Genomic DNA, 26,773 nt, shown 5'->3' with positions numbered 1-26,773 from the left:
CGCATGCGAGACGCATCCATCGTCGCCGCCTTCGACTTCGACGGCACGATTTCCACCACCGACAGTCTTCGGGTCTTCGTGCGCAGCACGGTCGGCACACCTCGTTTCGTGACAGGCGCCCTGGTGGCGTCCCCCTGGCTGGTCGGCGCTGCACTGGGTCTCGTTGACCGGGGAACGGCCAAAGCGGCGTTCCTCCGGACAACGATCGGCGGACGTTCTCGCGCGCAACTGGAAGTCGATGTCAGACGATTCCTACAAGATCGACTACCGGAATTGATACGTCCCGAGATGCTCGCGCGTGTGCGCCAGCACCGCGCGCTCGGGCACCGGGTCGTACTCGTGAGCGCGTCACCCGGTCTGTACCTGCGACCCTGGGCGGCGTCCGTCGGCATCGAGACGGTGCTTAGTACCGAACTGGCGTTCGACGCAAACGACCGCTTCGACGGCGCCTTCGCCAAACCGAACTGCTGGGGGCCGGAAAAAGTGCGACGCCTTGATGCGTGGTGGAAAGACATGCCCCCTCGCGTGCTCTTCGCCTACGGCGATAGTCGGGGCGACAGGGAGATGGCCGAGCGCGCCGACTACGCGTGGATCCGAGGCCAGGGAAAACTGATGCCGCTGACGGACGCCGACGCGCCGCAGCGCATGGCGTAACGAGCGCGGTGGCACGATGACGACGCCGCAACGCCCCGCATCACGTCCTCCTTCGTCTCCTTCGTCTCCTTCTTCTCCGCCGCCTCCGCTTCCCCCTCCTCCCGGCCGCCGCGTCGCCTGGATGTCGCGACTTGCCCGCCTGGAGCCGGTCGCCTTCTCCCGCTGGGATGCGGTGCACGCGGCACTCTCGGTGGCGGTGCCGACAGCGATCGGCGCGGCGATCGGTTACGGGGCCGACGCCTCGTTGATCGCGCTCGGTGCGCTGCCCGCCATCACCGGCGACCGCACCGGCCCGTATCGCGCGCGCGCCCGCTCCATACTCATCACGGTGCTGACCGGCGTCGCGGGCTTTCACGCAGGCATGCTGATCCACGACATCGGCCTCGCGCATCCGTGGCTTGCCCATGTGTTGCTGCAAATCGCCATTCTGTTACTGAGCTTCGTCGGGACATTCGGCAACGTCGCCTCCGCCGCCACGTTGCAGGGGGCCGTCTATCTCGTCGTCGGCTGGGGACTTGCCCTACCGCCGCCCGAGTGGCGAGCCCCGTTGCTGCTGGCGGCCGGCGGCGTGTTCAGCGTATTGCTCATGGCGGTGCATTGGGTGAGACATCCCGGTGCCGCCGAGCGCGATGCCGTTGCCGCCATCTATCAGCAACTCGCCAACGTGCTCGATGCAAGCGGAACACCGCGCGTGCGGCTCGCGCGCCGGTCGTTGGAAAACGCCATCGCGGCCGCCTACGACACGTTGCTCACCGCCCGCGCGAGTACCGCAACCGGTTGGGATATTCTGGAGCGGCGCGCAGCGCAGATCCTCGCCGCCGAGCCGGTCACGTCGGCCGTCATCGGATTGGCGCAGAGCGACCAGCCGGTGCCCGCGCCCTTGGGCAAGGCGTTGTACAACCTGGCGCGAAGCATTGCACGCGATCGCCCCGTCGACATCGATGCGGCGATCGCCACGGCAAAGGACAACCATGCGCCGGCGCTTGCCAACGCGCTGCATCGCGCCGAGCCGCTGCTCACGGGGACCGTGCATGCGGCCGAGGCCCCGCTCGTCGCACTGGCACGCCATCAGGCGCGTGCAACGGCGCAATCACGCTGGATGCCGAAGTGGCCATGGCCCGATGTCTGGCGCTACCTCGTTCGCATCGGCCTGTGCGTGCTGGTGGCACAGATCTTTATCGCCGTGACGGCGCTGCCCCGGTCCTATTGGGTACCCCTGATCGTCGTGATCATTTTCAAGCCGAACTACGGCTCCGTTTTCGCCAGGGCGTTGCAAAGCGGCGTGGGCAGTATCGTCGGTGTGGCACTTTCGGCAGCGGTCGTCGCCGTCGACCGGAATGGCTGGTTCAATCTCGCGACCTTGATTCCGCTCGCGGCATGTCTGCCATGGGCATTGCGTCGCAACTACGGACTGTTCAGCGCGCTGTTGCTGCCGATCTTGATGCTCGTGATGGGGGCATTGCAGCCGGGCAGTCAGGACATTGCGGTGGCCCGGTTTGTGGACGCCGTCGCCGCGTGCGCCATCGTGCTTCTGGTTGGCTATCTGCCGTGGGCGAAGTGGGAACGACGCCAGTTGGACGAACGCGTGGCGAACGCGCTCGATGCGCTGGGGCGCTACGCCGCACTGGCGGACACGCATGACGGCGATGCGGCGTTCGCAGCCCGACGCGCTGCCTACAAGGCGCTTGACGACACACGCATTGCCTTGCAGCGGGCGCTGTCGGAGCCGCCGCTCGTGAGCCGACGCGCCGCACGCTGGTGGCCGGCGCTCGTGTCGCTGGAGCGTGTGGCGAATGCCATCACGGACACCGTCCCGCAGGGTGACGATCACAGCGCGCCGGTCCATCCTGCCGCCGCCATTCTGACGCACATGGCTGCCGCGCTTCGCCATGGCGGGCCCGTGCCGGTGTTGCCGGACGCTCCGATCGACGGCGTCGATCCCATTCTGGACGGTGTGCTTCGCGAGGCCATCGGCATGCTCTTCAGCACGCCGGACACCCCGGAATGAGGACCATCTGAGGACCATCTGAGGGCCGTCTGAGCGCTGTCCATGCGCGTGCGCGCCGGCCCGATTTCCGGACGACGTCGCGGCAACGCAGGCATAATGCGGGCTTACGGCGCACCTCGGTGTGCCGCCACGCTCCTCCAAAGACACAGCATGAATGAATTCCCGACGCTAGCCTGGACCGAAGACGGTCGCCCCGTCACCGCCCGCTGGCGCTCAGAAGCCGGCGTGACGCCGGCGCGTCGCGTCGAAGTCGTCGACGACACGATCACGGCGGACGAAGCCTACCATCTCGCCTGCGGCGGCACCGCGCTGCTGTACCGGGGCGACTATCAGAACGCACGACAGTTGATGCAAGCGATGGCGCGTCGCATCGATCGTCCACCGCATCGTGCGCGCCGCAAACCGGGCGCCAAGGATGCGCCGGCACCCAGCCCGGCCGACGCGTTTCACAAGCACCGCATGGCGCAGGCACAGCGCGCCCGCATTCTCGGCATGGTCCTGATTCCGCTCGACGCCGACTATGGCATTCCGCTGCGCCGCGCGCCGGACGTGCGCGAAGCCTGCACACAGGCCTGGGGCGCGCCGGACGGTCTCGCGTGCGTGGCCTCGCTGCGGGAGATTCTCGGTCTGATCGGCGCGCATGAATGGCGCAAGAAAGGGGTCGCAATTCCGGCGCTCGGCGGGGCAACCATCCACCCGTGGTACGGCGTGTTTTCACCGGTGCGCGGCGAGTACCTGCAACTCATCGAACAGGCGCCGTTGCCCTCGACCGCCCTCGCCTTCGATGTCGGCACGGGCACGGGCGTGATCGCCGCCTTGCTCGCACGTCGTGGCGTGCAACAAGTCGTGGGTACCGACCGGGATCCCCGTGCGCTGGCCTGCGCGCGCGAAAACATGGCGCGACTCGGTTACGAGCGTTCGGTGAAAATCGTCGACGCCGATCTGTTCCCTGACGGCAAGGCGCCGCTGATCGTCTGCAATCCGCCGTGGTTGCCCGCAAAGGCCAATGCCCCGATCGAGCACGCCATCTACGATCCCGAGAGCCAGATGCTCAAGGGCTTCCTGAACGGACTCGCCGAGCATCTGAGCCCCGGCGGCGAAGGCTGGCTGGTGATGTCGGATCTGGCCGAGCATCTGGGTCTGCGTACGCGCGAGACGCTCTTGTCGTGGATTCACGGCGCGGGCCTCGTGGTGCTGGCGCGCCACGACGTGCGGCCTCATCATCCGAAAGCCACCGATACCAACGACCCGTTGCACGCGGCCCGACGCGCCGAGGTTACGTCACTCTGGCGACTGGGCGTGCGCCCGGCGTGACGGGCGTGACTGGCGTGACCGACATGAGCGGCGTGAGCGGCGTGATCGGCGTGAGCGGCACCGCCGGACGCGGTCACTGCCGCGTATCGAGAGAGGCAAGATAGGCGAGATAGGCCGCAGCACCGTCTGCGGCCACACACGCACTGGCGAAGCAGGCGGTCAACAGATAACCGCCCGTGGGGGCTTCCCAATCGAGCATTTCGCCCGCGCAAAACACGCCCGGCAGCGTTCTGATCATCAAGCGCTCATCGAGCGCCTCGAGTGCTACACCCCCCGCGCTGCTGATGACCTCCGCGATCGGTCGCGTTCTGAGCAATGTGAGCGGCAGGCGCTTGATGCCCGCGGCGAGCGCCGCCGGATCGTTGAACGTCTCGCGCGGCAAGCACTCGCGCAGCAGCGCCGCCTTGACGCCCGCAATGCCGAGACGACTTTGCAGGTGACTCGCCATCGAGCGCGACCCGCGCGGGCGGGACACTTCCGCCATGACGCGCTCGGGCGTCCAGTCCGGCAGCAAATCCAGAAAAATCTGCGCGCTGCCGTGCTGGCGAATCGTGTCGCGAATCGGTGCGCACATCGCATACACGAGACTGCCCTCGATGCCATGCTCGGATATGACGAACTCGCCCTGACGCGTGGTGCCGTCGGGCAACGTCATCGTGACCGACTTCACGGGATGTCCCGCAAACCGCTCTCGCATCAGCGGTGTCCAGTCCGTCTCGAATCCGGCATTGGCGGGAATCAGCGGCGCGACATTAACACCGTGCTCGCGAAGGGACGGCACCCACGAGGCATCGGAGCCCAATTGCGGCCAGCTCGCGCCGCCCAGAGTCAGCACCAGCGCTTTGGCGCGCACACGGCGCTCACCGCCCGGCGTCGCGAATCGCAGATTGTCCGGGCCGGCGGATTCATTTTCCTCCCATCCGAGCCAGCGATGCCGCACATGCAAGCGCACCCCGGCAGCGCGCAGGCGCGACAGCCATGCGCGCAACAACGGCGCCGCTTTCATGTCGACGGGGAAGACCCGCCCGGACGTGCCGACAAAGGTATCGATGCCGAGCCGATGCGCCCAGGACCGCACGTCGTTGGCGCTGAACCGGTGCAGCCACCGGCCAACGGCGTCCGCGCGCTTGCCATAACGGCTCACGAAGGGCTCGGCAGGCTCACTGTGCGTGAGGTTCATGCCGCCCTTGCCCGCCATCAGGAACTTGCGGCCGACCGACGGCATCGCGTCGTAGACGTCCACACGCCACCCCGCCGCGGACAAGACCTCTGCCGCCATCAGTCCCGCCGGTCCGGCACCGATGACGGCGACATCGATCACGTCGACGGTACTTTCGGTGCTGTCGGCGCTACCGACCTGCCCGACGCCATCCGCCAGAGCAGGCATCGGTGGGCGAGACGCTGTGTTCGGGGTAGGAGATGGGGGCATGCTTGGATGTGTTGTTGCGGGAGGACTCGGCTCGCGCCGGGCGCGCAGCGAAGGCCGACATTGTCCCACATCGGTGACACCGAAACACGGACGGACGACGTGCAATGCTTCATTGGCGTTATCTTTGGCGTTATCTTTGGCGTTATCTTTGGCGTTATCTTTGGCGTGACCTTTGGCGTGACCTTTGGCGTTAAAATCGCACCCCGCATTTTTCAACCGCCCCCTGGAGTCACGTATGTCGTCAGCCAAATCCGCGTCGATGGGACGCACCGCCTACGCCAGTTTCGCCACGCGCTACGCCGAGATGGCCGTCACAAAGCCTCATAACGCCCTGTATGAGCGTCCGGCGACGCGCGCATTGCTGGGCGACGTCGCCGGCCTGCACGTGCTGGACGCCGGATGCGGTCCCGGCATCAACAGCGCCTGGCTTATCGAACAAGGGGCAACGGTGCATGGCATCGATGTCACGCCGGAGATGATCGACCTCGCGCGTGAGAGGTGCAACGGCATGCCCGCAACGTTCGACGTTCAGGACCTCGGCACCCCGTTCACCTCGCTGGCCGACGACAGCTTCGATGCCATCGTCAGCGCCCTCGCCCTCGACTACGTCGAAGACCTTGCGCCGACATTCCGCGAATTCGCGCGCGTCGCAAAACCCGGCGCCACACTGGTCTGGTCGATGGGCCACCCGATGCGCGACTGGCTCGACGAGCGCACGCGGCGCAATCGCACCTACTTCGAGACGACGCGCTTCGGCATGTACTGGAGTGGTTTCGGCGAACCGAAACCGTACGTGGAGTCATACCGTCGGCCGCTCGCCGGAATTCTGAATGCGGCAGCCGACGCCGGCTGGCAACTCGATCGGATGGTCGAACCGCTGCCGTTGCCGGAGATGAAGACGGTCAGCCCGCGACTCTACGACGAGCTCTCTCAGGCGCCGGCATTCATGTGCTTGCGCGCCCGACTCGTCTGAATTGCGTGCGGGGCAGATTGAGGCCATGCAGCGGGTTCCCTGCAGCACGTCGGCGAGCGTGACCGAAGCGTCCATGCCGCCCGTCAGGACTCGTCGCGAGCCCCCCAGGGGATAAGCATCGTGGCCGTGCATGTCGCGCCTGCCAGCACGGCCGCCACGCCATAGCGCGAGACCTCGGGCAAGTTGAACAGCAGGCCGTGGATAGTGGCGAAAATGCCTCCCAGCATGACGAATGCTGCGACGGAGGCAATGACGACGCGGGTATCGGAACACATACGCCACCTCACAACGAGGCCACGCCCGTTGCGAAGCGGAAAGTGGCGACCGCGAGATCCGGCGATCCCCCGACGTGCCAGGAATGCGACACGCGAGGGGGCGGATCCGGGGTGGCTTCGACGGCGTCCCTCACTTTCAGTGTAGGACGCCGGGCAGCAAAGCGTTAGACGATCACGCGCGATGTGACAGGTTCACCGGCTTGGTGGCTTGGCGGCTTGGCGACGCCGCGACTCACGTCTTGCGCTTGGCATCGGCCTCGCTCTCTTCGTCGCGCGGCCAGGGCGTGAGCATGACGACGATGAACAGAATGCCGAACAGCACCGTGATGACGCCCCCGTGCATGACGTGCGATTTGTCGTAGAGCAGACCGTGGATGGTGGCGAATGCGCCGCCAAGCGTCATGAAGGCCGCGATCGAGGCAATGACGACGCGAAATTCCGAGCCCATAGCGACTCCTTATAGTTATCGGCGATGGTACCGCTCATGTAACCTCTTTAGCGGCAACATCAGTGTACGCCGATCCCCTTGGCTCGCCAATTGAGTCGCATGCCTAAACAAACGGGCATTGACGCGCGTCAACGCCCGTGACCGGAGACATTCCCTCCATAGGAGGCTTCAGGCCTGAATCGGCGAAGTGCCGCTCAGCGGCGAGCTTCGTGCTGCTGCGCCCAACGGAAGTGCCCACTGCGAAGCAGCACGGGGCCAGGCAGGCCCATGGCCAGATACTCGCGCGTGAGTGCGTGGATGCGGCTGCGTCCATGCTCGAAGGCATGAAGCAGATCGTCGGCCCGTGCGGAATGGGCATGAAAGTGTGATTCGAGCGCTTCGGCCGAGACGGCACAATCGATGGGGCGGCCATTGACGACAACCGCAAACTCGATCGTCAGGTCTTCGTAGTTGAACATGGGACGGTGATCCGGAAACTCGATTTGCATGGCGGCACCCCCGGTTGACGAAAGGACGCAGACGACGTGTCGGCCGACACGTTCCATCCAGCATAGTGCATGGTCGGCCGAACCGATAATGACGTCGCTTATCGGTTCGGCCGGATCGATTGGATAAGGTTCCGGACGACGGCATACTTCATAAAAAACCTGAAGAATTGTCCGTAACCTGTTGATTTTTATTAAACTACGTTACGCCTTCGTTTTGCACGCATCGAGGAAGCCGACGAATCCCGCAATGAAATCGGCCAGTTGCTGACGCACCGCGTCGTCCTGAAGGTTGCCGTCCACGTCGACGACCTTGTTCGCGTGCGACACCATCAGACGCCCTTGCCACCAAGGGGTCGTTTGGAGCGTGCGTAACACGGGCAGCCAGGCATTCTGGCTAAGGATGGTGCCGAAGCCGCCCGGCGAAGCCCCCATGATCGCCACCGGCTTGTCGCGGAATACTCGCGCGCTATCCGCAGGCGGACGCGATAGCCAATCGAGGGCGTTCTTGAACACGCCCGGCATGCCGTTGTTGTACTCGGGGGTAGCGAGCAACAGGCCGTCCGCCTGTGCGATGGCGTCCTTGAGCGCGGTGACCGCTGCCGGAATCCCCTCACTCGCCTCCACGTCGCCGTCGTAGAGCGGAATCCCGTGCAACGTCCGCACATCGAGCGTGACGCCGGCCGGCGCCAGCGACTTCGCCGCCACCAGCAGCGCGGTGTTGTATGAGCCCTTTCGCAGGCTGCCGGACAAACCAATGATCGTCGTCATGGAATCGACTCCTTTCGTGTCGGATCGGGAAAGACAAGCGTCGCGACGTGCCGTGACGGCTCAACGAGCCATTGCCGCACGGGACGCGTCGCGCTGGAATGGATAAAGACTGCCCAGACCGAGCAGTCGTGTGAGTTCATCGAGCGCCGTGCGGGATTCGTCGAGCAATCCGGGATCGGCAAGATCGTCTACGGCCAGCCGATCGCGATAGTGACGCTTCACCCAGTCCGTGAGGCATGCATGGCGCGCGTCGTCCATCCATAGTCCGGCGTGCGCCGCCTGGCGCTCCTCCTGCGTGAGCACCACGCGCAGACGCAGACAGGCCGGACCGCCCCCGTTGCGCATACTCTCGCGCAAATCGAATACGTGGAGTTCGCGAATCGGGCCACCGCTGGCCACCAAGGATTCCAGATAGCGCCACACCGCCGGACGCTCGCGACACTCTTGCGGCACCACCAGCCGCATGCCGCCGCCCGCCTCCGGCGCACGCGCGAGCAACTGACTGTTGAAGAGGTAGCTGCCGACGGCATCCTCCACCGAGACGTCGTCCGCCGATACCTCGACAACCTCCAGTTGCGTGCCGCGGGCGGCCAGCCGCTCTCGCAGCGTGGCCAGCACCATCGGCTGATCGACGAAGGCCTGCGCGTGGCAAAACAGCACATTGCCGTTACCGACGGCGATCACGTCGTTATGAAAGACACCGGCATCGATGGCATCGGGATGCTGCTGAGCAAACACGACGTCCGTGTCGCTCAGACCGTGCAACCGGGCAATGGCCTGGCTCGCCTGCAACGTTTGACGCGCCGGAAACCGGCGCGGTGCAGGCGTGCTGGCGAGATCGTCACGACCGTAGACGAAGAACTCGACGCCGCGCTCGCCATAAGCGCCGCACAGCCGCGTATGGTTGGCCGCGCCCTCGTCGCCGAGCGACGGCCAGCCCGGCAACGCATCATGGTGTGCGAAGCGGGATTCGTCGGGAAAGGCCGCCCGCAGAATACGCGACGTCGTCTCGTGTTCAATGGCGCGATGCAACTTGCTGCAAAGGTTCGCGGCAGTGAAGTGCACTCGGGCGTCGGAGGTGTCCGCCGAAGGGCTCACGGTGGCGGCGTTGGCCGTCCACATGCTGGCCGCCGAGCAGGCGGCGCCCAGCAGGCCCGGCGCCGTGCGGGCTGCTTCACGAATGACCGTCTTGTCGTCGCCCGTAAATCCGAGGGTGCGCAACAACCCGACCGACGGACGCTCCTGCGGCGGCAAAACCCCCTGGGCGTAGCCGAGATCGGCCAGCGCTTTCATCTTCGCGAGCCCTTGCAGCGCGGCGTCCCTGGGATTGGAGACGCGGTTGGCATTGTTCGCCGAAGCGACGTTGCCGAACGATAACCCCGCGTAGTTGTGCGTGGGGCCGACCAGTCCGTCGAAGTTGGCTTCGAGGGCAAAGCGCGTCATATCTGTTCCTGAAGAAGGCGGAATCGGTCGATTCCGTGTGACTTATTGTGCGGCATTGTGCCCGAATCAGCGCGCGTCAAAATCCAGTCCGGGACTCAGCCGCTCCGGTAGCACTGCGCGCGGCGATTCCATCGAGGCAATCGGGTACGCGCAATAGTCCGCGGCGTACCAGGCACTGGGTCGGTGATTGCCCGACAGGCCGACGCCACCGAACGGCGCTGCGCCAGCCGCGCCCGTCGTCGGCCGATTCCAGTTGACGACACCGGCGCGAATCTCAGCGAGAAACTGTTCATACCGGGCGGGATCGTCGGACAGTAACCCGGCGGCCAGACCGTAGCGCGTGCGATTCGCGAGAGCAATGGCCTCATCGAACGTGTCGTATCGAATCATTTGCAGCAGCGGGCCGAAATACTCATCGTCGGGCAATGCACCGCGCGCGGCGGGCGCGCTCACGTCGATGAGCCCCGGCGTGAGCAGCGCCGAGCGGCCATCCGGCTGGGACAACGCCAGAATGATGCGCGCGCCCAGCGACATCAAATCGGCTTGTGCGGCCGTCATGCGACGTGCCGCCTGCAACGACACGACGGCGCCCATGAACGGTTGAGGCTCGGCGTCGTAGCGACCGACACTGATACGCTGCGTGACATGCGTCAGACGCTCGATGAAGGCGTCGCCTTGCGCCCCACGCGGCACGAGCAAGCGCCGGGCGCACGTGCAACGCTGTCCGGCGGAAAGGAATGCCGACTGGATGGTCAGGTGTACGGCAGCGTCGACGTCTTGCGGCGCGTCGACGACCAGCGGATTGTTGCCGCCCATCTCCAGCGCGAGGATCTTGTCCGGCCGTCCTGCGAACTGCTGGTGCAGCGCGCGCCCTGTGGCAGAGCTGCCCGTGAAGCACACGCCATCGATATCGGAATGAGCGGCCAGCGCCGCGCCCGTCTCGCGCCCGCCTTGCACGAGATTGATGACGCCGGGCGGCAGCCCCGCTTCGACCCAGCAGTCGAGCGTGCGTGCCGCCACGCCCGGGGCAAGTTCACTCGGCTTGAAGACGACCGTATTGCCCGCCAGCAACGCCGGGACGATATGACCGTTGGGCAGATGCCCCGGGAAGTTGTACGGGCCGAACACGGCCATGACGCCGTGCGCGCGATGACGGACCACGCTTTCGCCGTCGGCGACCGCGGTTCGGCGCTCCCCCGTGCGCTCCTCATACGCGCGCGCTGAATGCGTGATCTTGGCGGACATCGTCGCCACTTCGGTGCGGGCTTCCCACAGCGGCTTGCCCGTCTCGCGACCGATCGCATCGGCCAGCGTTTCGGTGTTGGCGGCAACGATGGCCGCGAAGCGCTGCAAAACGGCGAGCCGCGCATCCACACCCAGGCGCGCCCAATCACGTTGCGCGCGCCGCGCGGCCTGGACGGCGGCATCGACATCGGCGGCACTGCCCGCGCGCCCTTGCCAGACGACATCGCCCGACATGGGATCGAGAGAGCGGAATTGCGCACCGCCGGCGCTGCGCCAGACACCTTCGATATACAGATCGGTCATGAACGGCAATCCCGGGGGGCACGCCCGATAGTGCGGCGTGCGATGCGGATCATGATGACATGGATTCGGCAGCCGGAACAATGCGGTGACGTCGGGGCTCGGGCATTCCCGGCAAACCGTTGTCGACCGGATTCGCGCAGCGCGCGACGACTCTCCCGCCCTGCACGCGCATAGACACACATAGACACGCATAGAATACGGCGTTAAGTTTCCGGAGATTTCTCATCATGAACGATGTCCCTCGTTCGGCACTACACCACTGGCTCAGCGACGTCCTCGATTCGCGCGATCATCGCCACGACACCGGCATCGACCCCTGCGGCGTGCGGTGGAAACGGCATGCCGAAGGCGTACTGGAACTGGCGCCTGCCGCTCCATCCCCACACGCCGCCGACGCCGTGGCGCAGACCGGCCATCGCTACGATGCCATCCTGTCCTGCGGCATTCACGGCGACGAGACGGCGCCCATCGAAATTGTCGACGGGATCCTGCGCGACATTGCCGATGGTCGCCTCACGTTGCGCGAGCGCGTGCTCGTCGTCCTCGGCAATCCCGATGCGGTACGGGCCGGCAAACGCTACCTGGAGTACGACCTGAACCGCTTGTTTCAGGGCGCGCACGCGAAGCGCCCCGAGTCGCCGGCCGTGCAGCGTGCGCGCGAGCTTGAAGTGATCGTCGGGGAGTTCTTCGGCGAGGTGGGCGGGGTGGGCGGCGTGCGTCGCGCGCGCCGTCACGTCGACATGCACACTGCCATTCGCGCCTCGTTGTTCCAGCGCTTTGCCGTCGTGCCGGGCACGCCCCGGCATCCGCCCACCGACGAGTGGTTCGACACGCTCGGGGCGGCCGACATCGAGGCAACGATGCGTACCGAACAGCCGTCGATTACGTTTTCCTATTTCACCTGCGCACGTTTCGGCGCGCAAAGCTGCACGCTCGAGCTGGGCAAGGTCGCGCCGTTCGGTCAAAACCGGCTCGAAGATTTTTCCGGCATCGATGCCGCGCTGCGCCGTTGGCTGTCCGGCGGCGAAATGACGGCACGCGACGATGGACAAGTGCGTCACCCGAAACGCTTTCGCGTCGCCGCGGAAATCGTGCGGCGCACCGACGCTTTCGTGCTCGATGTACCCGCCGATACGCCGAACTTCACGCCGTATCCGGCGGGCACCGTCCTCGCGCGCGACGGCGAGACCGTCTACACCGTTTCTCATCCGGAAGAACGCATCGTGTTTCCCAATCCGAATGTGGCCAATGGGCTGCGTGCAGGCGTCATGGTCGTGCCGGAGTAGCGATTGCTCGCGAGTGTCGGGCCACGGTAGTTTTGCAGCAGTCTGCTGCGGCTTACTGTGGCTTACTGCGGATCGCTCCGGGTCGCTGCGGTTTGCGTGATCGCCGGCGCAATGTCAGGCGCGGTTGGCCGGGACGGCTACGCAGCATCGCGAATGAACGTTTTTAAACGCCTGTCCGGGCGTCGTCGGCGCGCGGGGATGCAGGTAGCATCGCCCACTTCATTTCTCCTGCGAAACGGAAACGGCGGCTTGCGGCTCGGGCAAAGGAAATCGCGCGTGTGCGGCCGTCCATCGACGACATGCCTCAGGACTTCTCTTGCGCCGCCCCTGTTTTTCCCCGCACTCACGGCCTGACTATCGAGCGCCCGATGTTGGATGCGAGATCCGGGACGCGGTGCCATCTCGTCGAAGACTTTTCGCGTGCACAACAAAGCGCAGTCGCGTTGCGACAAAGCCGAAGCGTCAGCCGGCACGCGAGTGTGGCGCAACCGATCGCGCGCGAACATAGAATCGAGCCGACCCGTGCGATGCCCCAGATAAGCGGCGCTGCTGCCTGCCGTGCCGCGCCGGGCAGTGCCGCGCAAATTTACGTCATGCTTCGCGACGAGATCGCCATTCCTGCGCTGCGCCGCTTCGAGCGCGCGCATCGTGGCGCCACGCATGCCTGCCGTCATCCCGCCCGCCCCGCCGCCGTGACCGGCACTCCGCCGTGGTTCGATGACCTCCTGCCCCACCTGCGCACCGAGGCGCAGCTTCTCGCGCAACGCGGGCTGAGCGTCGACAAGGTGCGCCGACGATTCGACGCGCTCGTGCGTCATGAGCATCCGGGCGTGTCATGGCGGGCGATGCGCACCGGGCTGGAGCGCGACGCATTCCCATTCGCGCTCGGCGCCACCCTCCTGTCGGTTCTGGTCGATACGGTCGACCCCAAGCGCCGGTTGGCGATGATGTGGCCTCCGATCGAAGCGCTTGGCGTGGTGTTGATCAACATTGTCGGTATGGCGCGCTTTAACGCAGCGCATCCGTCCTGGGCGAGCCGGTTGGGGCAAGTCACGCCGACGCAGGCGCTGGAGTCCATCAGCGCAACGTTACGCAATCCGGTGCGCGACGTGGCCGCGCACGTTGTGGGTTTCGTGTTCTGCTATGGCGTGGTTCGCAATCTGGCACGACTCGGCGCCGAAGCGGGATTGTCTGCTGCGCTGCCGGGCATCATGGCCAGCCGATTCGGCAACACGATCCACTCATGCCTGGAAATCCTGCTGTGCCCGATTCCGGGGGCATTTCTCGGGCCGATCGTCGATCGCATTGCCCTTGCGCCGGAAGACGCGAGACTCGAACCGTTGCTGCAAGACCGCTTCGGGGATCTGATCTGCCAGATGAGCGACGACATGCCGCCCGGCGCGTCCACGCCGTTCTGGCGATCCTTTCGCACGCATCTCGTCGAGCTGCTGCAATCGAGTGCTCCGAAGGCCATCTGGCTCACGCTGTCGCTCGGGTTCTATTTCCTGTCGACATTTCACCGCGCGCTCACGCAGCTCAACGCAGACGACGTCGCCTCCGATCGCTATCCCGTGACTTCGGGAAACACGACGATACCGGCAACGACCGCCATGCCCTGCACGATGGCCACGATGGACACAGCTTCCGAGCCGAACGACAGCGCCGGTATCGACTGGCACTCACAGGCAGTGCTCAGCGTGCTCTACGGTCTGATCGCGACGTTCGTATCGATGCAGGGCATCTCCGCGCGACACGATGCCATTGCCACGGCATACCTGCGCCGACGGGGCCGCCCGAAGATCAGCACCGCCACGGTCACGTCGCAAGGCGACTCGGGACATTCGTCCGCCGGATCCCAGTCGGATCTGCCCGACAGCCCGGCCAGCGAGTCCGCCCCGACTCGTGCATTGCGGCGCCCCCGCCCCTCGGACAACACACGCATACCGGATTGCGACACCTCCGGTGACACTTCGGGCGACGATTCCGTCTTCTTGCCGATGGAAACCACCCACCGCGTGTCGTCCGACAACAAATCGGGGCCACTGCGTGCTGCCGACATGCCTCAGACGCGAAAACACGGCACGTCCGTCGCTCCCTTGGGAATTTATCGCGAGACGTCGCGCGAAGGCGACAGTGAGCCCGTCGACGCCGCCGAATGCCGCACGCCTTTGTGACGAAGTGTTGCCCGCACTTGCCGTGACTGCGCCGGCATGGCATCTTGCTCTCCAAGCGCGTTCTTTGCGCATGACAACCCGGCCGGAGCGCCTATGCTGAACACCACGCCGAGCGAACTCGCCCGCAATCTGCTGATCGTGCTGGTCCTTGGACTGTTGATCGTCGGCACGTTATGGGTGCTGTTGCCGTTCCTGCCAGCTTTCATCTGGGCCGTCACGATCGTCGCTTCCACATGGCCGCTGCTCGTTGGTCTGCAACGCCGCCTGTGGGGCAAGCGATGGCTCGCCACCACCGTCATGATCCTTGGCATGCTCATCATCGTGGTCGCGCCCCTGTCGGCCGCCATCGGTACGCTCATCGGGCATGCGGCGGACATTAGCGATCAGGTCCATTCGATCGGTCAGCACGGCCTGCCAATGCCGCCCGACTGGCTGGCCCGGATTCCCGTGGTCGGCCAGCGCGCGAGCGACGAATGGCAGGCGCTGGCGGCTGCGGGCCCCGGCGGGCTGGTGTCCCGGATTCAGCCTTACGCGGTGAAGGCCGCCTCGTGGGGATTCGCCAAATTGGGGTCGATCGGCCTGCTGGTGGTTCACCTCGGCCTCACGCTCATCATCTCCGGCATTCTCTTCATGCAAGGCGAGCGTGCAGCACGCGCGTTGATCCGGATTGCGCGTCGCCTCGGTGGCGATCGCGGCGAAGAGTCCGTTCGGCTGGCCGGCATGTCGATTCGCGCCGTGGCGCTGGGCATCGTTGTCACCGCCGTGACACAATCGCTGCTCGGCGGCCTCGGACTCTGGCTCACCGGCGTGCCGTTGTCGGGATTTTTGACGGCATTGATGCTCGTGCTGTGCATCGCGCAGATCGGACCGTTCCCGGTGCTGCTCTCGAGCGTGGCATGGCTGTACTGGCAGGACAGTCCAACGCTCGCGACCCTCCTGCTGGTGCTCTCGGTCATTATCGGCATGCTGGATAACGTGATGCGCCCGATGCTCATTCGCCGCGGCGCCGATCTGCCGATGACGCTGATCCTCGCGGGCGTGCTCGGCGGCATGCTCACCTTCGGCATCGTCGGGCTGTTCGTCGGACCTGTCATTCTCGCCGTGACCTATACGCTGCTGATGGCCTGGATCAATGAAGGCCTGAACCGGCCTGCCACGGCACCGGCCGGTGCGCCGCTGAGCGCATCGGGCACCGAATCGGCGTTGCCGGACGGCGGGACCCAGGCCCCCCAGGAAACGCTGGCGCCGGCAGCGTCCGACGGCCACAAACGTCGATGAGACGTGCCGTGCCCGCCATGCTTCGGTAAGTCCGCAGGGTGCGTTCGTCACGCGCCCCGTACCCATTTTTCGGATTCCTTCACCTGTCGCGCGCCGCCGTGCCGTGGCTAAATGTCTCCCACACTCACACGTTTGCCGGAGACACCGAATGCCACGCTCGACGCCCCACTCGAAGCCGACTTCATGCGCCAGCGCCGCCTGCGCCCCTTCCGCCCCTTGCGCCCCTTGCGCCGCCCCCTCGGCAGGCCCGCCCGCCACGCAACCGGCACGCCAGAATCGACAGACACGCACGTTGCGCGTGCCGCGCCGTGCCCGCCTCGGCGACCCGCCGCTGCTGCGGCGCGTGGCGAACGAACTGGCTTACACCCCAACGCGATGCCGCGTCACGGCGAGCCTTCTCGTCGCACGCGTCAATCCATGGTGGCAGCGTCTGCCGCTCGTTGCCGAGCGCCCGCCCAATGCGGGAGACGCAGCAGTTGCCTCGCCAAAAGCAAACGCGCCGACCGGTGAACCGGTACGACGCGTTGCATACACCGCGGCGATCAAACAGGCGTCGGCCTGCCTTTCTTAGTGCGCGCCACTGGGCCCCACTGGGCCCCACTGGACCTCAGTGGGCGCCAGGGAAGTCCTGCTGGCCCGAGTGAGCGCGCCGCATTTCAGCGTGCCTTGGCAGGCAGGATCTTGCCGGATACCTCACCGAAGCCGACACGGTAGCCGTCGCCCTGGCACCAGCCAGCCATCACGACGGTGTCACCGTCTTCGATGAACGTACGCTTCGCGCCGCCGGCCAGCGTGATCGGGTTCTTTCCGTTCCACGTCAATTCGAGCAGGCTGCCGAACGAATCCGGCGTCGGACCGCTGATCGTGCCCGAGCCCATCAGATCGCCCACGCGCACGTTGCAACCCGACACGGTGTGGTGAGCAAACTGTTGCGCCATGCTCCAGTACATGTGACGGAAGTTGGTGCGGCAGATGGACGTCGGTTCGGCGTCGCCCTCGGCCTGCAGCAGCACTTCGAGTTCGATGTTGAACGCATGCTTGCCCTGCTGCTGCAAATACGACAGAGGTTCCGGCGTCTGTTCCGGGCCGGCCACGCGGAACGGCTCCAGCGCTTCCATGGTGACCACCCAGGGCGAGATGGAGGTACCGAACGTCTTCGCGTTGAACGGGCCGAGCGGCACGTACTCCCATTGCTGCAAATCGCGGGCGGACCAGTCGTTGAGTACCACCATGCCGAAGATCGCCGCTTCGGCCGCTTCCACGCTCAGCGATTCGCCCAATTCGGTATCGCGGCCAACGATGAAGCCGGTTTCGAGTTCGAAGTCGAGCTTGCGGCAAGCATCGAAAATCGGACGCGCCTGATCCGGCAGTTTGATCTGACCGTTCGGCCGATGCAGCGGCGTGCCGCTCACCACAACCGAGCTGGCACGCCCGTTGTAACCGATCGGGATCTCGAGCCAGTTCGGCAAAAGTGCGTTGGCCGGGTCGCGGAACATGCTGCCGACGTTGGTCGCATGCTCTTTCGACGAATAGAAATCGGTGTAGCCCGGCACATCGACCGGCAGATGCAGCGTAGCCTGCGCGAGCGGCACGAGCGCCTGTGCCTTGAGCGCGGCGTTCTCACGCAGCGATGCGTCGCCATCGGCGGCCAGCAGCGATGTCAGGCGCGCACGCGTGGCGCGCCATGCGGCGCTGCCCAGTGCAACGAAGGCATTGATCGATGCCTGCGCGAACACCGGCACGTCGCCGGCCTTGAGCACGCCCGCTGCTTCGAGCGCCGCCAGGTCGAGCACCTGATCGCCGATCGCAACGCCAACGCGCGGCGTGGGTTGCGCTTGCGTGCTGAAAACACCGTACGGCAGGTTTTGCAGCGGGAAATCCGTCACGCCGGTGTTGGCGGACGCGACCCAGCTTTGCAGGAGAGCAGACATGTGGAATTCCTTGTTCGAGGTAACGCTCAGGCCGACCGGGCGCATAACCTGCGCCCGGTCGGCCGTCTTGGTAATGAGAATGTTATGGCGCGATGCCGCTTACTTCTGGTTCGGGTTGAAGTGCTTCTTCAGACCCTGCCAGCACGTGTAGTAGTTGTCTTGCAACTGTTTGGTCTCCAGTGCAAAACGCGTCGGGCGAATGACCGCGGGCGTCTCGAACATGAAGGCCATCGTCGCGTCGACCTTGTGCGGCTTGCTCGTGTCGGCGGCGGACGCCTTCTCGAACGTGTCCGCATCGGGGCCGTGACCCGACATGCAGTTGTGCAGGCTCGCGCCACCCGGCACGAACCCTTCGGCCTTGGCGTCGTACACGCCGTGGATCAGGCCCATGAACTCGCTGGCGATGTTGCGGTGGAACCAGGGCGGACGGAACGAGTTTTCCATCGCCAGCCAACGCGGCGGGAAAATGACGAAGTCGATGTCGTCCACGCCCGGCGTGTTGCTCTGCGACTGAAGCACCAGGAAGATCGACGGGTCCGGGTGGTCGTAGCTGATCGACCCGATCGTATTGAAGTGACGCAAATCGTACTTGTAAGGCGCGTAGTTGCCATGCCAGGCCACGACGTCGAGCGGCGAGTGACCGATATCGGCGCGCCACAGGGCGCCGCCGAACTTGGCGACCAGTTCGAAGTCCCCTTCCACGTCTTCGTAAGCCGCGACCGGGGTCAGGAAATCGCGCGGATTGGCCAGCCCGTTGGAGCCGATGGGGCCCAGGTCCGGCAGGCGGAACAGCGCACCATAGTTCTCGCACACATAGCCGCGCGCGCGCCCGTCGGGCAGCGTGACCCGAAAGCGCACGCCGCGCGGCAACACGGCGATCTCGTACGGCTCGACCTCGAGGACACCGAATTCGGTGGCGATACGCAGCCGCCCTTCCTGCGGCACGACCAGCAGTTCCCCGTCGGCGTTGTAGAAGAAGCGACCGTCCATCGACTTGTTGGCGGCGTATACGTGAATGCCGCAGCCGTGACCTGCGTCCGGACTACCGTTGCCGGCCATCGTCACCATGCCGTCGACAAAATCGGTCGGCGTGTCGGGCATCGGCAGCGGGTCCCAGCGCATCTGGTTAGGCGGCGTCGGCACGTCGTCGAAACGGCTCAGCCAGCGTGCATTGTCCACCGGGGTGAACGGCTTGTGCATGGCGGCGGGACGAATGCGGTAGACCCACGAGCGGCGGTTATGGCCGCGCGGCGCGGTGAATGCCGTGCCCGAGAGCTGTTCGGCGTAGAGGCCGTAGGGCGCACGCTGCGGCGAGTTCTGCCCGACAGGCAGCGCACCGGGCAAAGCCTCGGTTGCGAACTCATTGGTGAAACCGGACAGGTAACCCAACTCCCCCTGAATTTGGTCTGCTTGACGCATGAATGACCTCGTCTCCTGATGTCGAATGCGAACATTGTCCGCCAAGCGACCACATTTTGCGATATAAATAGAGAAATCCACTCTATTCACATTGCAAATAATGCTCGGGGCATTCGCGGTGTCGGTCACACCATGATTTCGTTACGTGACGTCGATCTGAACCTGCTGGTCGTGTTTCATGCGGTGCTTACCCATCGCAGTATTTCCCAGGCCGCGCGGGAGTTGGGGCTATCCCAGCCTGCCGTGAGCAACGGGCTGGCTCGCCTGCGTCAAACATTCGAGGACGAACTGTTCACGCGAACCAGCACAGGCATGCAGCCCACGCCTTTCGCCGAGGCACTGGCCGAGCCGGTGTCCGCAGCGCTGGCGGGGATTTCCCGCGCGATCAATCACCGTGAGGCCTTCGATCCGGCGAGCAGTCAGCGAGAATTTACGTTGGCAATGACCGACGTGGGCGAGGTGTATTTCATGCCGGCACTCATCGATCTGTGCACGCATCTGGCGCCAGGCGTTCGGATCCGCACGGTTCGAACAACGCTGCCCGACCTCAAGGAAGCGATGGCGGCCGGACGAATCGATCTCGCGGTGGGCGCCTTTGACGATCTGACCGGCCCGTTCTTCCAGCGTCGGCTGTTCCGCCAGCAATACGTGAGCATGTTTCGTGTCGGACACCCGCTCGACACGCCCGACGCCGGTCTGGCGGAGTTCAAGGCGGCGCGGCATCTGTTCGTGGCAACGGGCGACAACCCGTACGCACGCGTCAACCAGTTGCTTGCGCAGGCCGGCTTTGGCAGCGACGCCAACTTCTGGGTCCCCCATTTCATTGCAGTGCCCTATGTGGTGAGCACGAACGACCTGGTGGTCACCGTGCCGCAGAAGTTCGCCGAACGTGCGGCGGCCCCGTTCGGCTTGCGCTTCGTCAAACCGCCGCTGCGTCTGCCTGCCCTGCAAACCAATGTGTTCTGGCACCGGCGCTACCATCAGGACGCCGGCAACCAGTGGTTACGTCAGCTGATTTCGGAACATTTCGTGGAGTAGACACCCCACGCGGCGACGACGCCATCACGTGCCACTCGCGATGGCGTGTCCTTGCGCCCTCAGCCAGTCGTTCCACGCCGCGTCGAGCGCATCGAATGCGGCCTCCATCTGCCCAACGGATGCCTGCGGCGCCAGATGCTCGACCTGCGCGGCGAGCGACGCCAGCGAGTTCAGCCCAAACGCCATGAATCCGCCGCGCAAGCGATGTGCGGAGTGACGAAGCATCTCGCGCGACACTTCGGCCAAGGCCGTTCGACAATTCGCGATGTCCTGATCCGCAATTTTGACGAACGCGTCGAGCATGTCCGATAGCGGCAAGCGCCAATCCTTCGGCGTCGCGCTCTGCGGCGCAGGCTTCGGCGCATTCTCGACGAGCCGTGTAGACGCGGGCAGCGGCGCGATCTCGACGCAAAGTGACGGATAGCGACCCCGTACCAGTTCAATCACGCGCAACAGCGAGCGCGCATCCACCGGTTTGTAGACAACGGCGTCGTACGGAGACTTGGCCTCCCGATCGTTGCGTAGCGTGACGTCGGCCGTCGCCACCACGACCGGCACATGAGGCGCCCGTGCTTTGATTTCCGTAGCCAGCGCATGCCCCGAGATATGCGGCATATTGGCGTCGGTGATCACGAGCATATGGGATTCGGCGTCGAAGGCGTCGAGCGCTTCACGCGGATCGTGATAACAATCGACCATCGCCCCGAGCCCTTCCAGTTGACGCGAGAGCAGCATGCCGCTGATCGGATGATCGTCGGCCACCAGCACATACCAACCCGCCAGCGGTCTCACACGCGCCTGCGCACTCGTCGCGCCTGGCACCGGAAGGTTTCCATTGGCGCTCAGGCCTGGGCGCGGCGCCGAACCCAGCGCGTCCCAAAGCTCGGCTTGCTGGAACAACGCAATATCGCGCGGCCATGTCGGCGCGCTGCCCGCCGGACGATCCACCGGCGTGGCGCGCAGCAGGTAGACTTCCGCACCCGCCATGCCACGCACGGGCCATTCGTCCGCAAACATCAGCAATCCGGAATCGCGATCGCGTCCCGACCCCGTCGACCATGACACCGCATCGTCATAACGTATCGGCTCGAAGCCGGCGCGGCGAATCAGTGCTTCGAGATACCAGTGGCGGCGCGCCATGTCGCTCACGTAGGCGAACGTTTCATGCGACGCCACAATATGCGGCGCTTCGCTCTCGGGCGCCCACGGCAGGTGCAGGGTGAAACGCATGGTCGTGCCCGCACCCTCCTCGCTGTCGACCGTGAGCACCCCGCCGAGCATGCCCACGAACTGATGCGAAATTGCCAGTCCCAAGCCGGTACCGTGTTGCATACCCGGCTCGGTCGTGCTCTTGCCAAACGGCCTGAACAGGTCTGCCAGATCGGACGCGGCAATGCCGACACCGCTATCGCTCACCGTGAAGGCAACGTCACAGCCCTGCATGTCGGCACGCGTGACCATCGCGCTGAACGCGACATGCCCATGCTCGGTGAACTTGATGGCGTTACCGACCAGATTGGTCACCACCTGTCCGAGTCGCAGCGCATCGGTATGCACGGCGCGCGACAGTTGCGGGTCGATCATCCAATCGAGTGTCAGTCCCTGCAGGCGCGCACGCCCCGTGAACGACAGTCCGACCGCCTCGAGCTCCTTGAGCAGCGAGCAATCCCGCGAATTCAGCTCGAAACGACCGACCTGAATGCGCGAATAGTCGAGCAGGTCGTTGATGAGATCGAGCAGGTTTCGCGTCGAACTCTCCATCACGTCGACGTAGTACCGATGATCGTCGCCGAGATTCTGCGCGCTGAGCAGTTCGAGCGACGCCAGCGTGCCGTAGAGCGGCGTACGCATTTCGTGGCTGACCGTCGTGAGGAAGACATCTTTGGCGCGATTGGCACTTTCGGCAGCCAGACGCGCCTTGCGCTGCTCCAACTCGAAACGGCGCTGCTCGGTGACGTCCGACAGCGTACCGATCAACACCGGCTGTTCGCGAAACACGGTATCGACGAAACTCACCGCGTAATGCCGCTCTCCGGCGTCGTCGAGCGCGCTCAACAGACGGCGCACCGGCCGTGCCACCACCCCGCTGTGTAGTTGTCGGTACATGCGTGTCAGTTCGCCATCGCCCAGATGTCGCAACAGATCGACGGTGCCCGCATACGCCGGGTTGCTCATGACCACGGCGGGCTCGAACGGGTCGATGATCGCCATGCCGACAGGCGCGGTCTCGATGAGCGTCTGCGTGAAGGCATCGCGCTCGAGCAGCGCCGTCGTGCGCTGGCGCGCGGGCCCGATGATGCGCTGACGCATGTAACGCATACCGGCGTAGACCCCTGTCGCATACAACAGCAGCAGCAACGTCGCACCGAGCAAGAGCGTTGCGTTTTCCCGCAGCAATTGCGCCGGACGTACCGCATACCGCACAAACCATGGTGTGGATGCCAGTCGCCGCTCGAACACCAGCCGTTGCCCGTCGGAGCGCAACGTCATCTGCGCACCTCCGAATAGCGGCAACGTTACCAGCGTACGTAAATGACCAAGGGACGACAGCGGGAGACCGGCGCTGGCAATCACGAGCCCATCCTCCGAGATCAGTTGAAGGGCCTCGCCCGTGCGTTCGAGGTGGCGCATGCGCGGTGGCACGATCATCTCCGGCGACATGCTGGTGCCCACATAGAGCACGAGGTGTCCGTTCAGATCGCGAATCGGCACGAAGCTCGATACGGTCTTCAGATGTGTGACGGGATGTTTGTAGTTGTAGGTCCAGAACGGACCTTCGCTGTTACCGCGAACGCGTGCGTGATAACGCTCGACCTTATTGATCTCCGCGAGCATGGCCTGCGTGTCGCGGGCGAGATCGGCCGGCGTGAAGGCTTCTCGGCCAATGGCAGGACGATATGTCGCGAACGCGCCATCGGCGTAAATGATGAAGGTTTCGTCCTGCGCGTCTAGCGGGCTCCAGAAATTGGCGTCGAGCACCATGAGCCGCAAGGTCAGGCGTGCGAGCAATGCCGCGCGCTCTTGCGGGATGTCGGCGAGTTTGACGATCTCGAATTCGCTGTCCCAGCCGATCCCGCTAATACGTCGCGCCGTACCGACCGGCATCGACACCAAAGGTTTGAAAATACGGTCGGTCAGCGCCTGCGTCACGCCACTCGGACGCGCCGAGCTCGCCTGTGTCGCCTGCGCCATCGCGCGGGCCTGTTCGTTGAAAATCTCGAGGTCGCGGATTTCCCGCCCGACTGCGGCAAAGAACGACTCGGTCTTCTGCCCGCTTTGCCACAGCGTGCCGAACAGGGCATACGACACCGCCGCCACCCAGACCGACAAACCGAACAGCAGGGCAAGCAGGCCACCAATGCGAAGCAGGCGGCCGGCAATCGCGATGTCGCGCGTCATCGTTCTGGCGGGCATAGACTCCAACGTCGGTGAGCGCGGCGGACTCAGGCGGCACTCGGCGCTTCGGCGTCGCCGTCACGCGAGAACTGGACCGGACTCGATACATGCAGTTTGAACAGTTCCATGTCGGTGCGGCAACCCAGCTTGCACATCGCCATGCGCTTCTGGTTGTTGATCGTCTTGGCCGAGCGCTTGAGCGCGCCCGCAATCTGGGACACGTTCTGGCCGTCCAGGTACATGCGCAGCACCTCCATTTCTTTCGGCGAGAGCGGACGGCGAGCCGTCGGCTTGCGGCGCATCTGCTCTTCGAGAATCTGCTCCGCACGCCCACCGCGGTAGCTCATGCCCCGACGGCAACGCTCCACGCACACCGTGATCTCGCGCAAATCGTCCGATTTCGTCATCACGCCCAGCACGCCGCAACTGTCGAGTGCGTGGATGATTGCGGGCTGCTCGATCGAGGTGAACACGATGATCTTCACATCGGGATATTTGCGGCGCACGCGATTGATCATGACGAGGCCGTCGCCAAACGCACCGCCCGGCATGCAGTAATCGGTGATCAGGACGTCGACGGAATTCGTCTCCAGCGCCTTGAACAACTCCGTCGAGTTGGAGACCGGGGGCAGCACGTGAAATCCCGGGTCCGGGGAAAGCATTTCACGCAGCGTGGAGGCCACGATCGGATGATCGTCGGCAATCAGAATCTTCACCATCATTTGCAGGATCCTTTTAAAAGAAGTCAGCCGTGGGCGCGCGCGATCCTTCGCCGTGTCTACGCGTCATGGCTTCCCAAAAGAGGAATGTGCGTCTTGGCAACGCACGCGTTGGTCACTCAGGCGTGACCGCATTGCTGCTGGGCGACGATGCGGGACCCGACAGTCCGGCGCGCACGGGCCAGGCATGGCCCCCGCCCCGCTGCCGCGCTATCCAGCGCTACCGACGACTTCGGCCGCTCTGGGGCCGTCGACGGTGGTCCACGCCGAGCACGTCTTGTGCCCTGTCAACCGTGATGTGCCCTCGCCGATGACCGGCTTGACACAATATCGAATGCGAACGCCGCGCAGCCCCGCCGACGGCATCATGTCGCGCGTGCGCCCGACAACACGAATGCGCGTGGGTCCGGCGGCGGCTTCCCACAAATGCACGCTGTCGGTTTCGGGCCAGTCGGCCATCCATCGATAGGTGCCGCTCACGACGATACCGACCTGCGGCGTTGCGCTCATCTTCACTGCCGCTGCCACCGGCCGCATTCGCGTTTCGACCTCTCGCGTCAGTTCATCCGGAGGCTCCGCCCGCGCCAGCGACGCACCGTCACTCTCCAATTCGAAACTGGGACCGGTTGCACTCGCTGTCGACGCCTTGTATTCGCTACATCCGGCGAGCAGCGCGACGACCAGCGCGCCGCTCAGCCTTTTCAGTGTCGTCACGGCACGTCGCCCCGTCGTCGGCCTGGCGGCCGGGCAGCGAGACAGACTGGGAAGGAAAGAGTCAACGTGTGTTGGGATCATCTGGTCCATTACCAATCGTTTCGCCGCGTGACAATCGAACGTTACGCGTCGTTTTTACGACCAGCGGAAATATAGGATAAATCTACAAAACCCTACCGTTTTGGAACTCTTTATAGGAAACATCCTAGTCCAAATTAGGAGGATTACTGTTCGCGATTCGCGCAGCGCACGCATCGCACAGGCACACGATGCGGGAATAACTCAAATGACGTAGCGTCAACGCGAATGCCGCGTTCTGATGGACAGATGAGCGAAGAAAAGATTCATTTGAAAAGCGACGGTCGCGTGAACCATCGGAGGTGTACTGGCGTGATGCGCATGGTCGCTCTCATTCCGTCGGCGCGCTGTTGACGCACCACTTCACTCGAAAGACGTTGCGATTTTCGAGAGATATGCACCTCACCCATCGTTGTCAATGAGTGGGTCGCTTTGAAGAAATGAACGCGTCAATCGGTGCCGAGTGAGGCCTCAGGCGCCGAGGGCTTTCACGACCATGCCGAACGCCACCGCCGCCATGAGGGCCGAGAATATCTGCTGGAGCCGCGAGGCCGCCAGACGCGGTGCAAGTGCGCGACCGAGCACCATGCCCAAGACGGCGCCCAGCACGAACGTCCAGCCCTGCAAGCCCGGATGCATGCCGTGCCACCAGGCGTTGGCGACAGTACCGGCAGAAATTAGCGCAATGACGAAGAGCGAAGTCGCAACCACGCCGTGCACCGTGATATCGGTAAAGCGTCGCAGCGCCGGAACGATGACGAAACCACCGCCGACACCCAACAATCCCGAGGCAAATCCTGAGACCGCACCAATCAGGCCGAGCGTGCTCGCGACGCGACGCGTCCAGTGCAGTCGCCCCGTCGAAGGATCCATTCGGCAAGGCGGCAATGGCGACGCACAGCGCGTCGCGCCTTCACTCGCGTCACCGGGTGGCTTGCCAGCATTGGCGCGGGACGCGCGGTACATGCGTGCGGCGACGATCAGCATGGCGAGCGCGAAGAGTCCGACGAGCCAGCGCTCGGGCAAGCGATGCGCAAGCCAGCTACCGACCGGCGCGACGCAAACGCCGATCCCCGCCATCAGCATGGCCGCGCGGTACCGCACGATGCCCGCGCGCAACCCTTGTGCGCTCCCTACGGCAGCGCTTGCGCCGACTGCGAGCAACGCAACCGGCCCCGCCTGCGGCACCCCCCATCCCAGTCCGAAGACCAGTGCCGGAACGGCAAATATCCCGCCACCGGCGCCGGTCAATCCCAGAACGAGGCCTACGGCCGCGCCGAGCAAGGCGGCCGTTGGTGAAAGACTCGATAGGTCGGGAAACATGGGCGAAATCCAGCAGAAAATGACCTGACGCAAAAGCCAAATCACTATTTGTCATATGCTTATGACAGT

At 64.7% G+C, this 26,773-nt stretch carries 22 protein-coding genes; 9 read left to right on the top strand and 13 right to left on the bottom strand.

Annotated elements, in window-relative coordinates:
• The first annotated feature begins 3 nt into the window (after positions 1–3).
• The 3 genes from PCA31118_RS03270 (at position 4) to PCA31118_RS03260 (ending at position 3,976) form a co-directional block, all read left to right on the top strand.
• Positions 4–654 carry an HAD-IB family hydrolase gene (locus PCA31118_RS03270; RefSeq protein ID WP_150622902.1) on the top strand — a complete coding sequence of 217 codons (651 nt, stop codon included), beginning with the start codon at positions 4–6 and terminating at the stop codon, positions 652–654.
• 121 nt (positions 655–775) lie between these two features.
• Positions 776–2,662, top strand: a complete 1,887-nt coding sequence (locus PCA31118_RS03265) for an FUSC family protein (RefSeq protein WP_246190025.1) — start codon at positions 776–778, stop codon at positions 2,660–2,662.
• Between the two features lie 150 nt (positions 2,663–2,812).
• Positions 2,813–3,976, top strand: coding sequence for a methyltransferase (locus PCA31118_RS03260; RefSeq protein ID WP_150622900.1), 1,164 nt, complete (start codon positions 2,813–2,815; stop codon positions 3,974–3,976).
• 73 nt (positions 3,977–4,049) lie between these two features.
• Here PCA31118_RS03260 and PCA31118_RS03255 read toward each other — a convergent pair whose 3' ends face one another.
• Positions 4,050–5,363 (bottom strand): TIGR03862 family flavoprotein, encoded by a 1,314-nt coding sequence (locus PCA31118_RS03255; RefSeq protein ID WP_150622898.1) that lies wholly within the window; start codon positions 5,361–5,363, stop codon positions 4,050–4,052.
• Between the two features lie 277 nt (positions 5,364–5,640).
• On the opposite strand from PCA31118_RS03255, the gene PCA31118_RS03250 reads away from it, so the two are divergent.
• Complete coding sequence (locus PCA31118_RS03250) at positions 5,641–6,378, top strand: class I SAM-dependent methyltransferase (RefSeq protein WP_150622896.1); 738 nt, start codon at positions 5,641–5,643, stop codon at positions 6,376–6,378.
• Positions 6,379–6,461: 83 nt separating this feature from the next.
• Here the strand turns inward: PCA31118_RS03250 and PCA31118_RS03245 are convergent, their stop codons facing one another.
• The 6 genes from PCA31118_RS03245 to astD all read right to left on the bottom strand — a co-directional run bounded on the left by PCA31118_RS03245 (position 6,462) and on the right by astD (position 11,348).
• The gene (locus PCA31118_RS03245; protein ID WP_150622894.1) at positions 6,462–6,653 is read right to left on the bottom strand and encodes a DUF2964 family protein; all 192 of its coding nucleotides are present in this window, start codon (positions 6,651–6,653) and stop codon (positions 6,462–6,464) included.
• A gap of 232 nt (positions 6,654–6,885) precedes the next feature.
• A complete protein-coding gene (locus PCA31118_RS03240; protein ID WP_150622892.1) occupies positions 6,886–7,101 on the bottom strand; it encodes a DUF2964 family protein in 216 nt (71 codons plus the stop codon).
• A gap of 194 nt (positions 7,102–7,295) precedes the next feature.
• Positions 7,296–7,589, bottom strand: a complete 294-nt coding sequence (locus PCA31118_RS03235) for a DUF1488 family protein (protein WP_150622890.1) — start codon at positions 7,587–7,589, stop codon at positions 7,296–7,298.
• 201 nt (positions 7,590–7,790) lie between these two features.
• A complete protein-coding gene (locus PCA31118_RS03230) occupies positions 7,791–8,357 on the bottom strand; it encodes an NADPH-dependent FMN reductase (protein WP_150622888.1) in 567 nt (188 codons plus the stop codon).
• Between the two features lie 60 nt (positions 8,358–8,417).
• Positions 8,418–9,800, bottom strand: a complete 1,383-nt coding sequence (astB, locus tag PCA31118_RS03225) for an N-succinylarginine dihydrolase (RefSeq protein WP_150622886.1) — start codon at positions 9,798–9,800, stop codon at positions 8,418–8,420.
• Positions 9,801–9,866: 66 nt separating this feature from the next.
• Positions 9,867–11,348, bottom strand: a complete 1,482-nt coding sequence (gene astD, locus PCA31118_RS03220) for a succinylglutamate-semialdehyde dehydrogenase (RefSeq protein ID WP_150622884.1) — start codon at positions 11,346–11,348, stop codon at positions 9,867–9,869.
• Positions 11,349–11,575: 227 nt separating this feature from the next.
• On the opposite strand from astD, the gene astE reads away from it, so the two are divergent.
• From astE to PCA31118_RS03200, 4 genes are all read left to right on the top strand, one after another.
• On the top strand, positions 11,576–12,634 hold the full coding sequence (gene astE / locus PCA31118_RS03215; protein WP_150622882.1) for a succinylglutamate desuccinylase: 1,059 nt from the start codon (positions 11,576–11,578) through the stop codon (positions 12,632–12,634).
• Positions 12,635–13,161: 527 nt separating this feature from the next.
• Entirely contained in the window at positions 13,162–14,808 is a 1,647-nt protein-coding gene (locus PCA31118_RS03210) for a hypothetical protein (RefSeq protein WP_150622880.1), read from the top strand.
• A gap of 93 nt (positions 14,809–14,901) precedes the next feature.
• The gene (gene ydiK / locus PCA31118_RS03205; protein WP_246190024.1) at positions 14,902–16,086 is read left to right on the top strand and encodes an AI-2E family transporter YdiK; all 1,185 of its coding nucleotides are present in this window, start codon (positions 14,902–14,904) and stop codon (positions 16,084–16,086) included.
• Positions 16,087–16,234: 148 nt separating this feature from the next.
• Positions 16,235–16,657 carry a hypothetical protein gene (locus PCA31118_RS03200; RefSeq protein ID WP_150622878.1) on the top strand — a complete coding sequence of 141 codons (423 nt, stop codon included), beginning with the start codon at positions 16,235–16,237 and terminating at the stop codon, positions 16,655–16,657.
• An 85-nt stretch (positions 16,658–16,742) separates the two neighbouring features.
• Here PCA31118_RS03200 and fahA read toward each other — a convergent pair whose 3' ends face one another.
• Both fahA and hmgA read right to left on the bottom strand, forming a co-directional pair.
• Positions 16,743–18,017, bottom strand: a complete 1,275-nt coding sequence (gene fahA / locus PCA31118_RS03195) for a fumarylacetoacetase (RefSeq protein ID WP_150622876.1) — start codon at positions 18,015–18,017, stop codon at positions 16,743–16,745.
• A 99-nt stretch (positions 18,018–18,116) separates the two neighbouring features.
• Positions 18,117–19,436 (bottom strand): homogentisate 1,2-dioxygenase, encoded by a 1,320-nt coding sequence (hmgA, locus tag PCA31118_RS03190; RefSeq protein WP_150622874.1) that lies wholly within the window; start codon positions 19,434–19,436, stop codon positions 18,117–18,119.
• Positions 19,437–19,568: 132 nt separating this feature from the next.
• Between hmgA and PCA31118_RS03185 the strand changes: the two genes are divergently transcribed.
• Positions 19,569–20,474 carry a LysR family transcriptional regulator gene (locus tag PCA31118_RS03185; protein ID WP_150622872.1) on the top strand — a complete coding sequence of 302 codons (906 nt, stop codon included), beginning with the start codon at positions 19,569–19,571 and terminating at the stop codon, positions 20,472–20,474.
• 24 nt (positions 20,475–20,498) lie between these two features.
• Here the strand turns inward: PCA31118_RS03185 and PCA31118_RS03180 are convergent, their stop codons facing one another.
• The 4 genes from PCA31118_RS03180 to PCA31118_RS03165 form a co-directional block, all read right to left on the bottom strand.
• Entirely contained in the window at positions 20,499–23,888 is a 3,390-nt protein-coding gene (locus tag PCA31118_RS03180; RefSeq protein ID WP_150622870.1) for a hybrid sensor histidine kinase/response regulator, read from the bottom strand.
• A 29-nt stretch (positions 23,889–23,917) separates the two neighbouring features.
• On the bottom strand, positions 23,918–24,592 hold the full coding sequence (locus PCA31118_RS03175) for a response regulator (protein WP_044455942.1): 675 nt from the start codon (positions 24,590–24,592) through the stop codon (positions 23,918–23,920).
• A 207-nt stretch (positions 24,593–24,799) separates the two neighbouring features.
• Positions 24,800–25,303 (bottom strand): hypothetical protein, encoded by a 504-nt coding sequence (locus tag PCA31118_RS03170; protein ID WP_150622868.1) that lies wholly within the window; start codon positions 25,301–25,303, stop codon positions 24,800–24,802.
• A gap of 549 nt (positions 25,304–25,852) precedes the next feature.
• Entirely contained in the window at positions 25,853–26,704 is an 852-nt protein-coding gene (locus PCA31118_RS03165; RefSeq protein ID WP_150622866.1) for a sulfite exporter TauE/SafE family protein, read from the bottom strand.
• Positions 26,705–26,773: the final 69 nt, after the last annotated feature.

Origin of the sequence: Pandoraea captiosa, assembly GCF_902459775.1 — a bacterium.
GTDB lineage: Bacteria > Pseudomonadota > Gammaproteobacteria > Burkholderiales > Burkholderiaceae > Pandoraea > Pandoraea captiosa.
This window is presented reverse-complemented; position numbering and strand designations above follow the sequence as displayed.

Bases quoted from the DNA above. Each gene is read 5' to 3' on its own strand.
- PCA31118_RS03185 (WP_150622872.1), top strand. From the start codon at position 19,569: ATGATTTCGTTACGTGACGTCGATCTGAACCTGCTGGTCGTGTTTCAT.
- astD (WP_150622884.1), bottom strand. From the start codon at position 11,348: ATGACCGATCTGTATATCGAAGGTGTCTGGCGCAGCGCCGGCGGTGCG.
- hmgA (WP_150622874.1), bottom strand. From the start codon at position 19,436: ATGCGTCAAGCAGACCAAATTCAGGGGGAGTTGGGTTACCTGTCCGGT.
- PCA31118_RS03165 (WP_150622866.1), bottom strand. From the start codon at position 26,704: ATGTTTCCCGACCTATCGAGTCTTTCACCAACGGCCGCCTTGCTCGGC.
- astB (WP_150622886.1), bottom strand. From the start codon at position 9,800: ATGACGCGCTTTGCCCTCGAAGCCAACTTCGACGGACTGGTCGGCCCC.
- PCA31118_RS03235 (WP_150622890.1), bottom strand. From the start codon at position 7,589: ATGCAAATCGAGTTTCCGGATCACCGTCCCATGTTCAACTACGAAGAC.
- PCA31118_RS03265 (WP_246190025.1), top strand. From the start codon at position 776: ATGTCGCGACTTGCCCGCCTGGAGCCGGTCGCCTTCTCCCGCTGGGAT.
- PCA31118_RS03255 (WP_150622898.1), bottom strand. From the start codon at position 5,363: ATGCCTGCTCTGGCGGATGGCGTCGGGCAGGTCGGTAGCGCCGACAGC.
- ydiK (WP_246190024.1), top strand. From the start codon at position 14,902: ATGCTGAACACCACGCCGAGCGAACTCGCCCGCAATCTGCTGATCGTG.
- PCA31118_RS03260 (WP_150622900.1), top strand. From the start codon at position 2,813: ATGAATGAATTCCCGACGCTAGCCTGGACCGAAGACGGTCGCCCCGTC.
- PCA31118_RS03270 (WP_150622902.1), top strand. From the start codon at position 4: ATGCGAGACGCATCCATCGTCGCCGCCTTCGACTTCGACGGCACGATT.
- PCA31118_RS03230 (WP_150622888.1), bottom strand. From the start codon at position 8,357: ATGACGACGATCATTGGTTTGTCCGGCAGCCTGCGAAAGGGCTCATAC.
- PCA31118_RS03175 (WP_044455942.1), bottom strand. From the start codon at position 24,592: ATGATGGTGAAGATTCTGATTGCCGACGATCATCCGATCGTGGCCTCC.
- PCA31118_RS03240 (WP_150622892.1), bottom strand. From the start codon at position 7,101: ATGGGCTCGGAATTTCGCGTCGTCATTGCCTCGATCGCGGCCTTCATG.
- PCA31118_RS03210 (WP_150622880.1), top strand. From the start codon at position 13,162: ATGCCCCAGATAAGCGGCGCTGCTGCCTGCCGTGCCGCGCCGGGCAGT.
- PCA31118_RS03250 (WP_150622896.1), top strand. From the start codon at position 5,641: ATGTCGTCAGCCAAATCCGCGTCGATGGGACGCACCGCCTACGCCAGT.
- fahA (WP_150622876.1), bottom strand. From the start codon at position 18,017: ATGTCTGCTCTCCTGCAAAGCTGGGTCGCGTCCGCCAACACCGGCGTG.
- PCA31118_RS03180 (WP_150622870.1), bottom strand. From the start codon at position 23,888: ATGCCCGCCAGAACGATGACGCGCGACATCGCGATTGCCGGCCGCCTG.
- PCA31118_RS03200 (WP_150622878.1), top strand. From the start codon at position 16,235: ATGCCACGCTCGACGCCCCACTCGAAGCCGACTTCATGCGCCAGCGCC.
- PCA31118_RS03245 (WP_150622894.1), bottom strand. From the start codon at position 6,653: ATGTGTTCCGATACCCGCGTCGTCATTGCCTCCGTCGCAGCATTCGTC.
- astE (WP_150622882.1), top strand. From the start codon at position 11,576: ATGAACGATGTCCCTCGTTCGGCACTACACCACTGGCTCAGCGACGTC.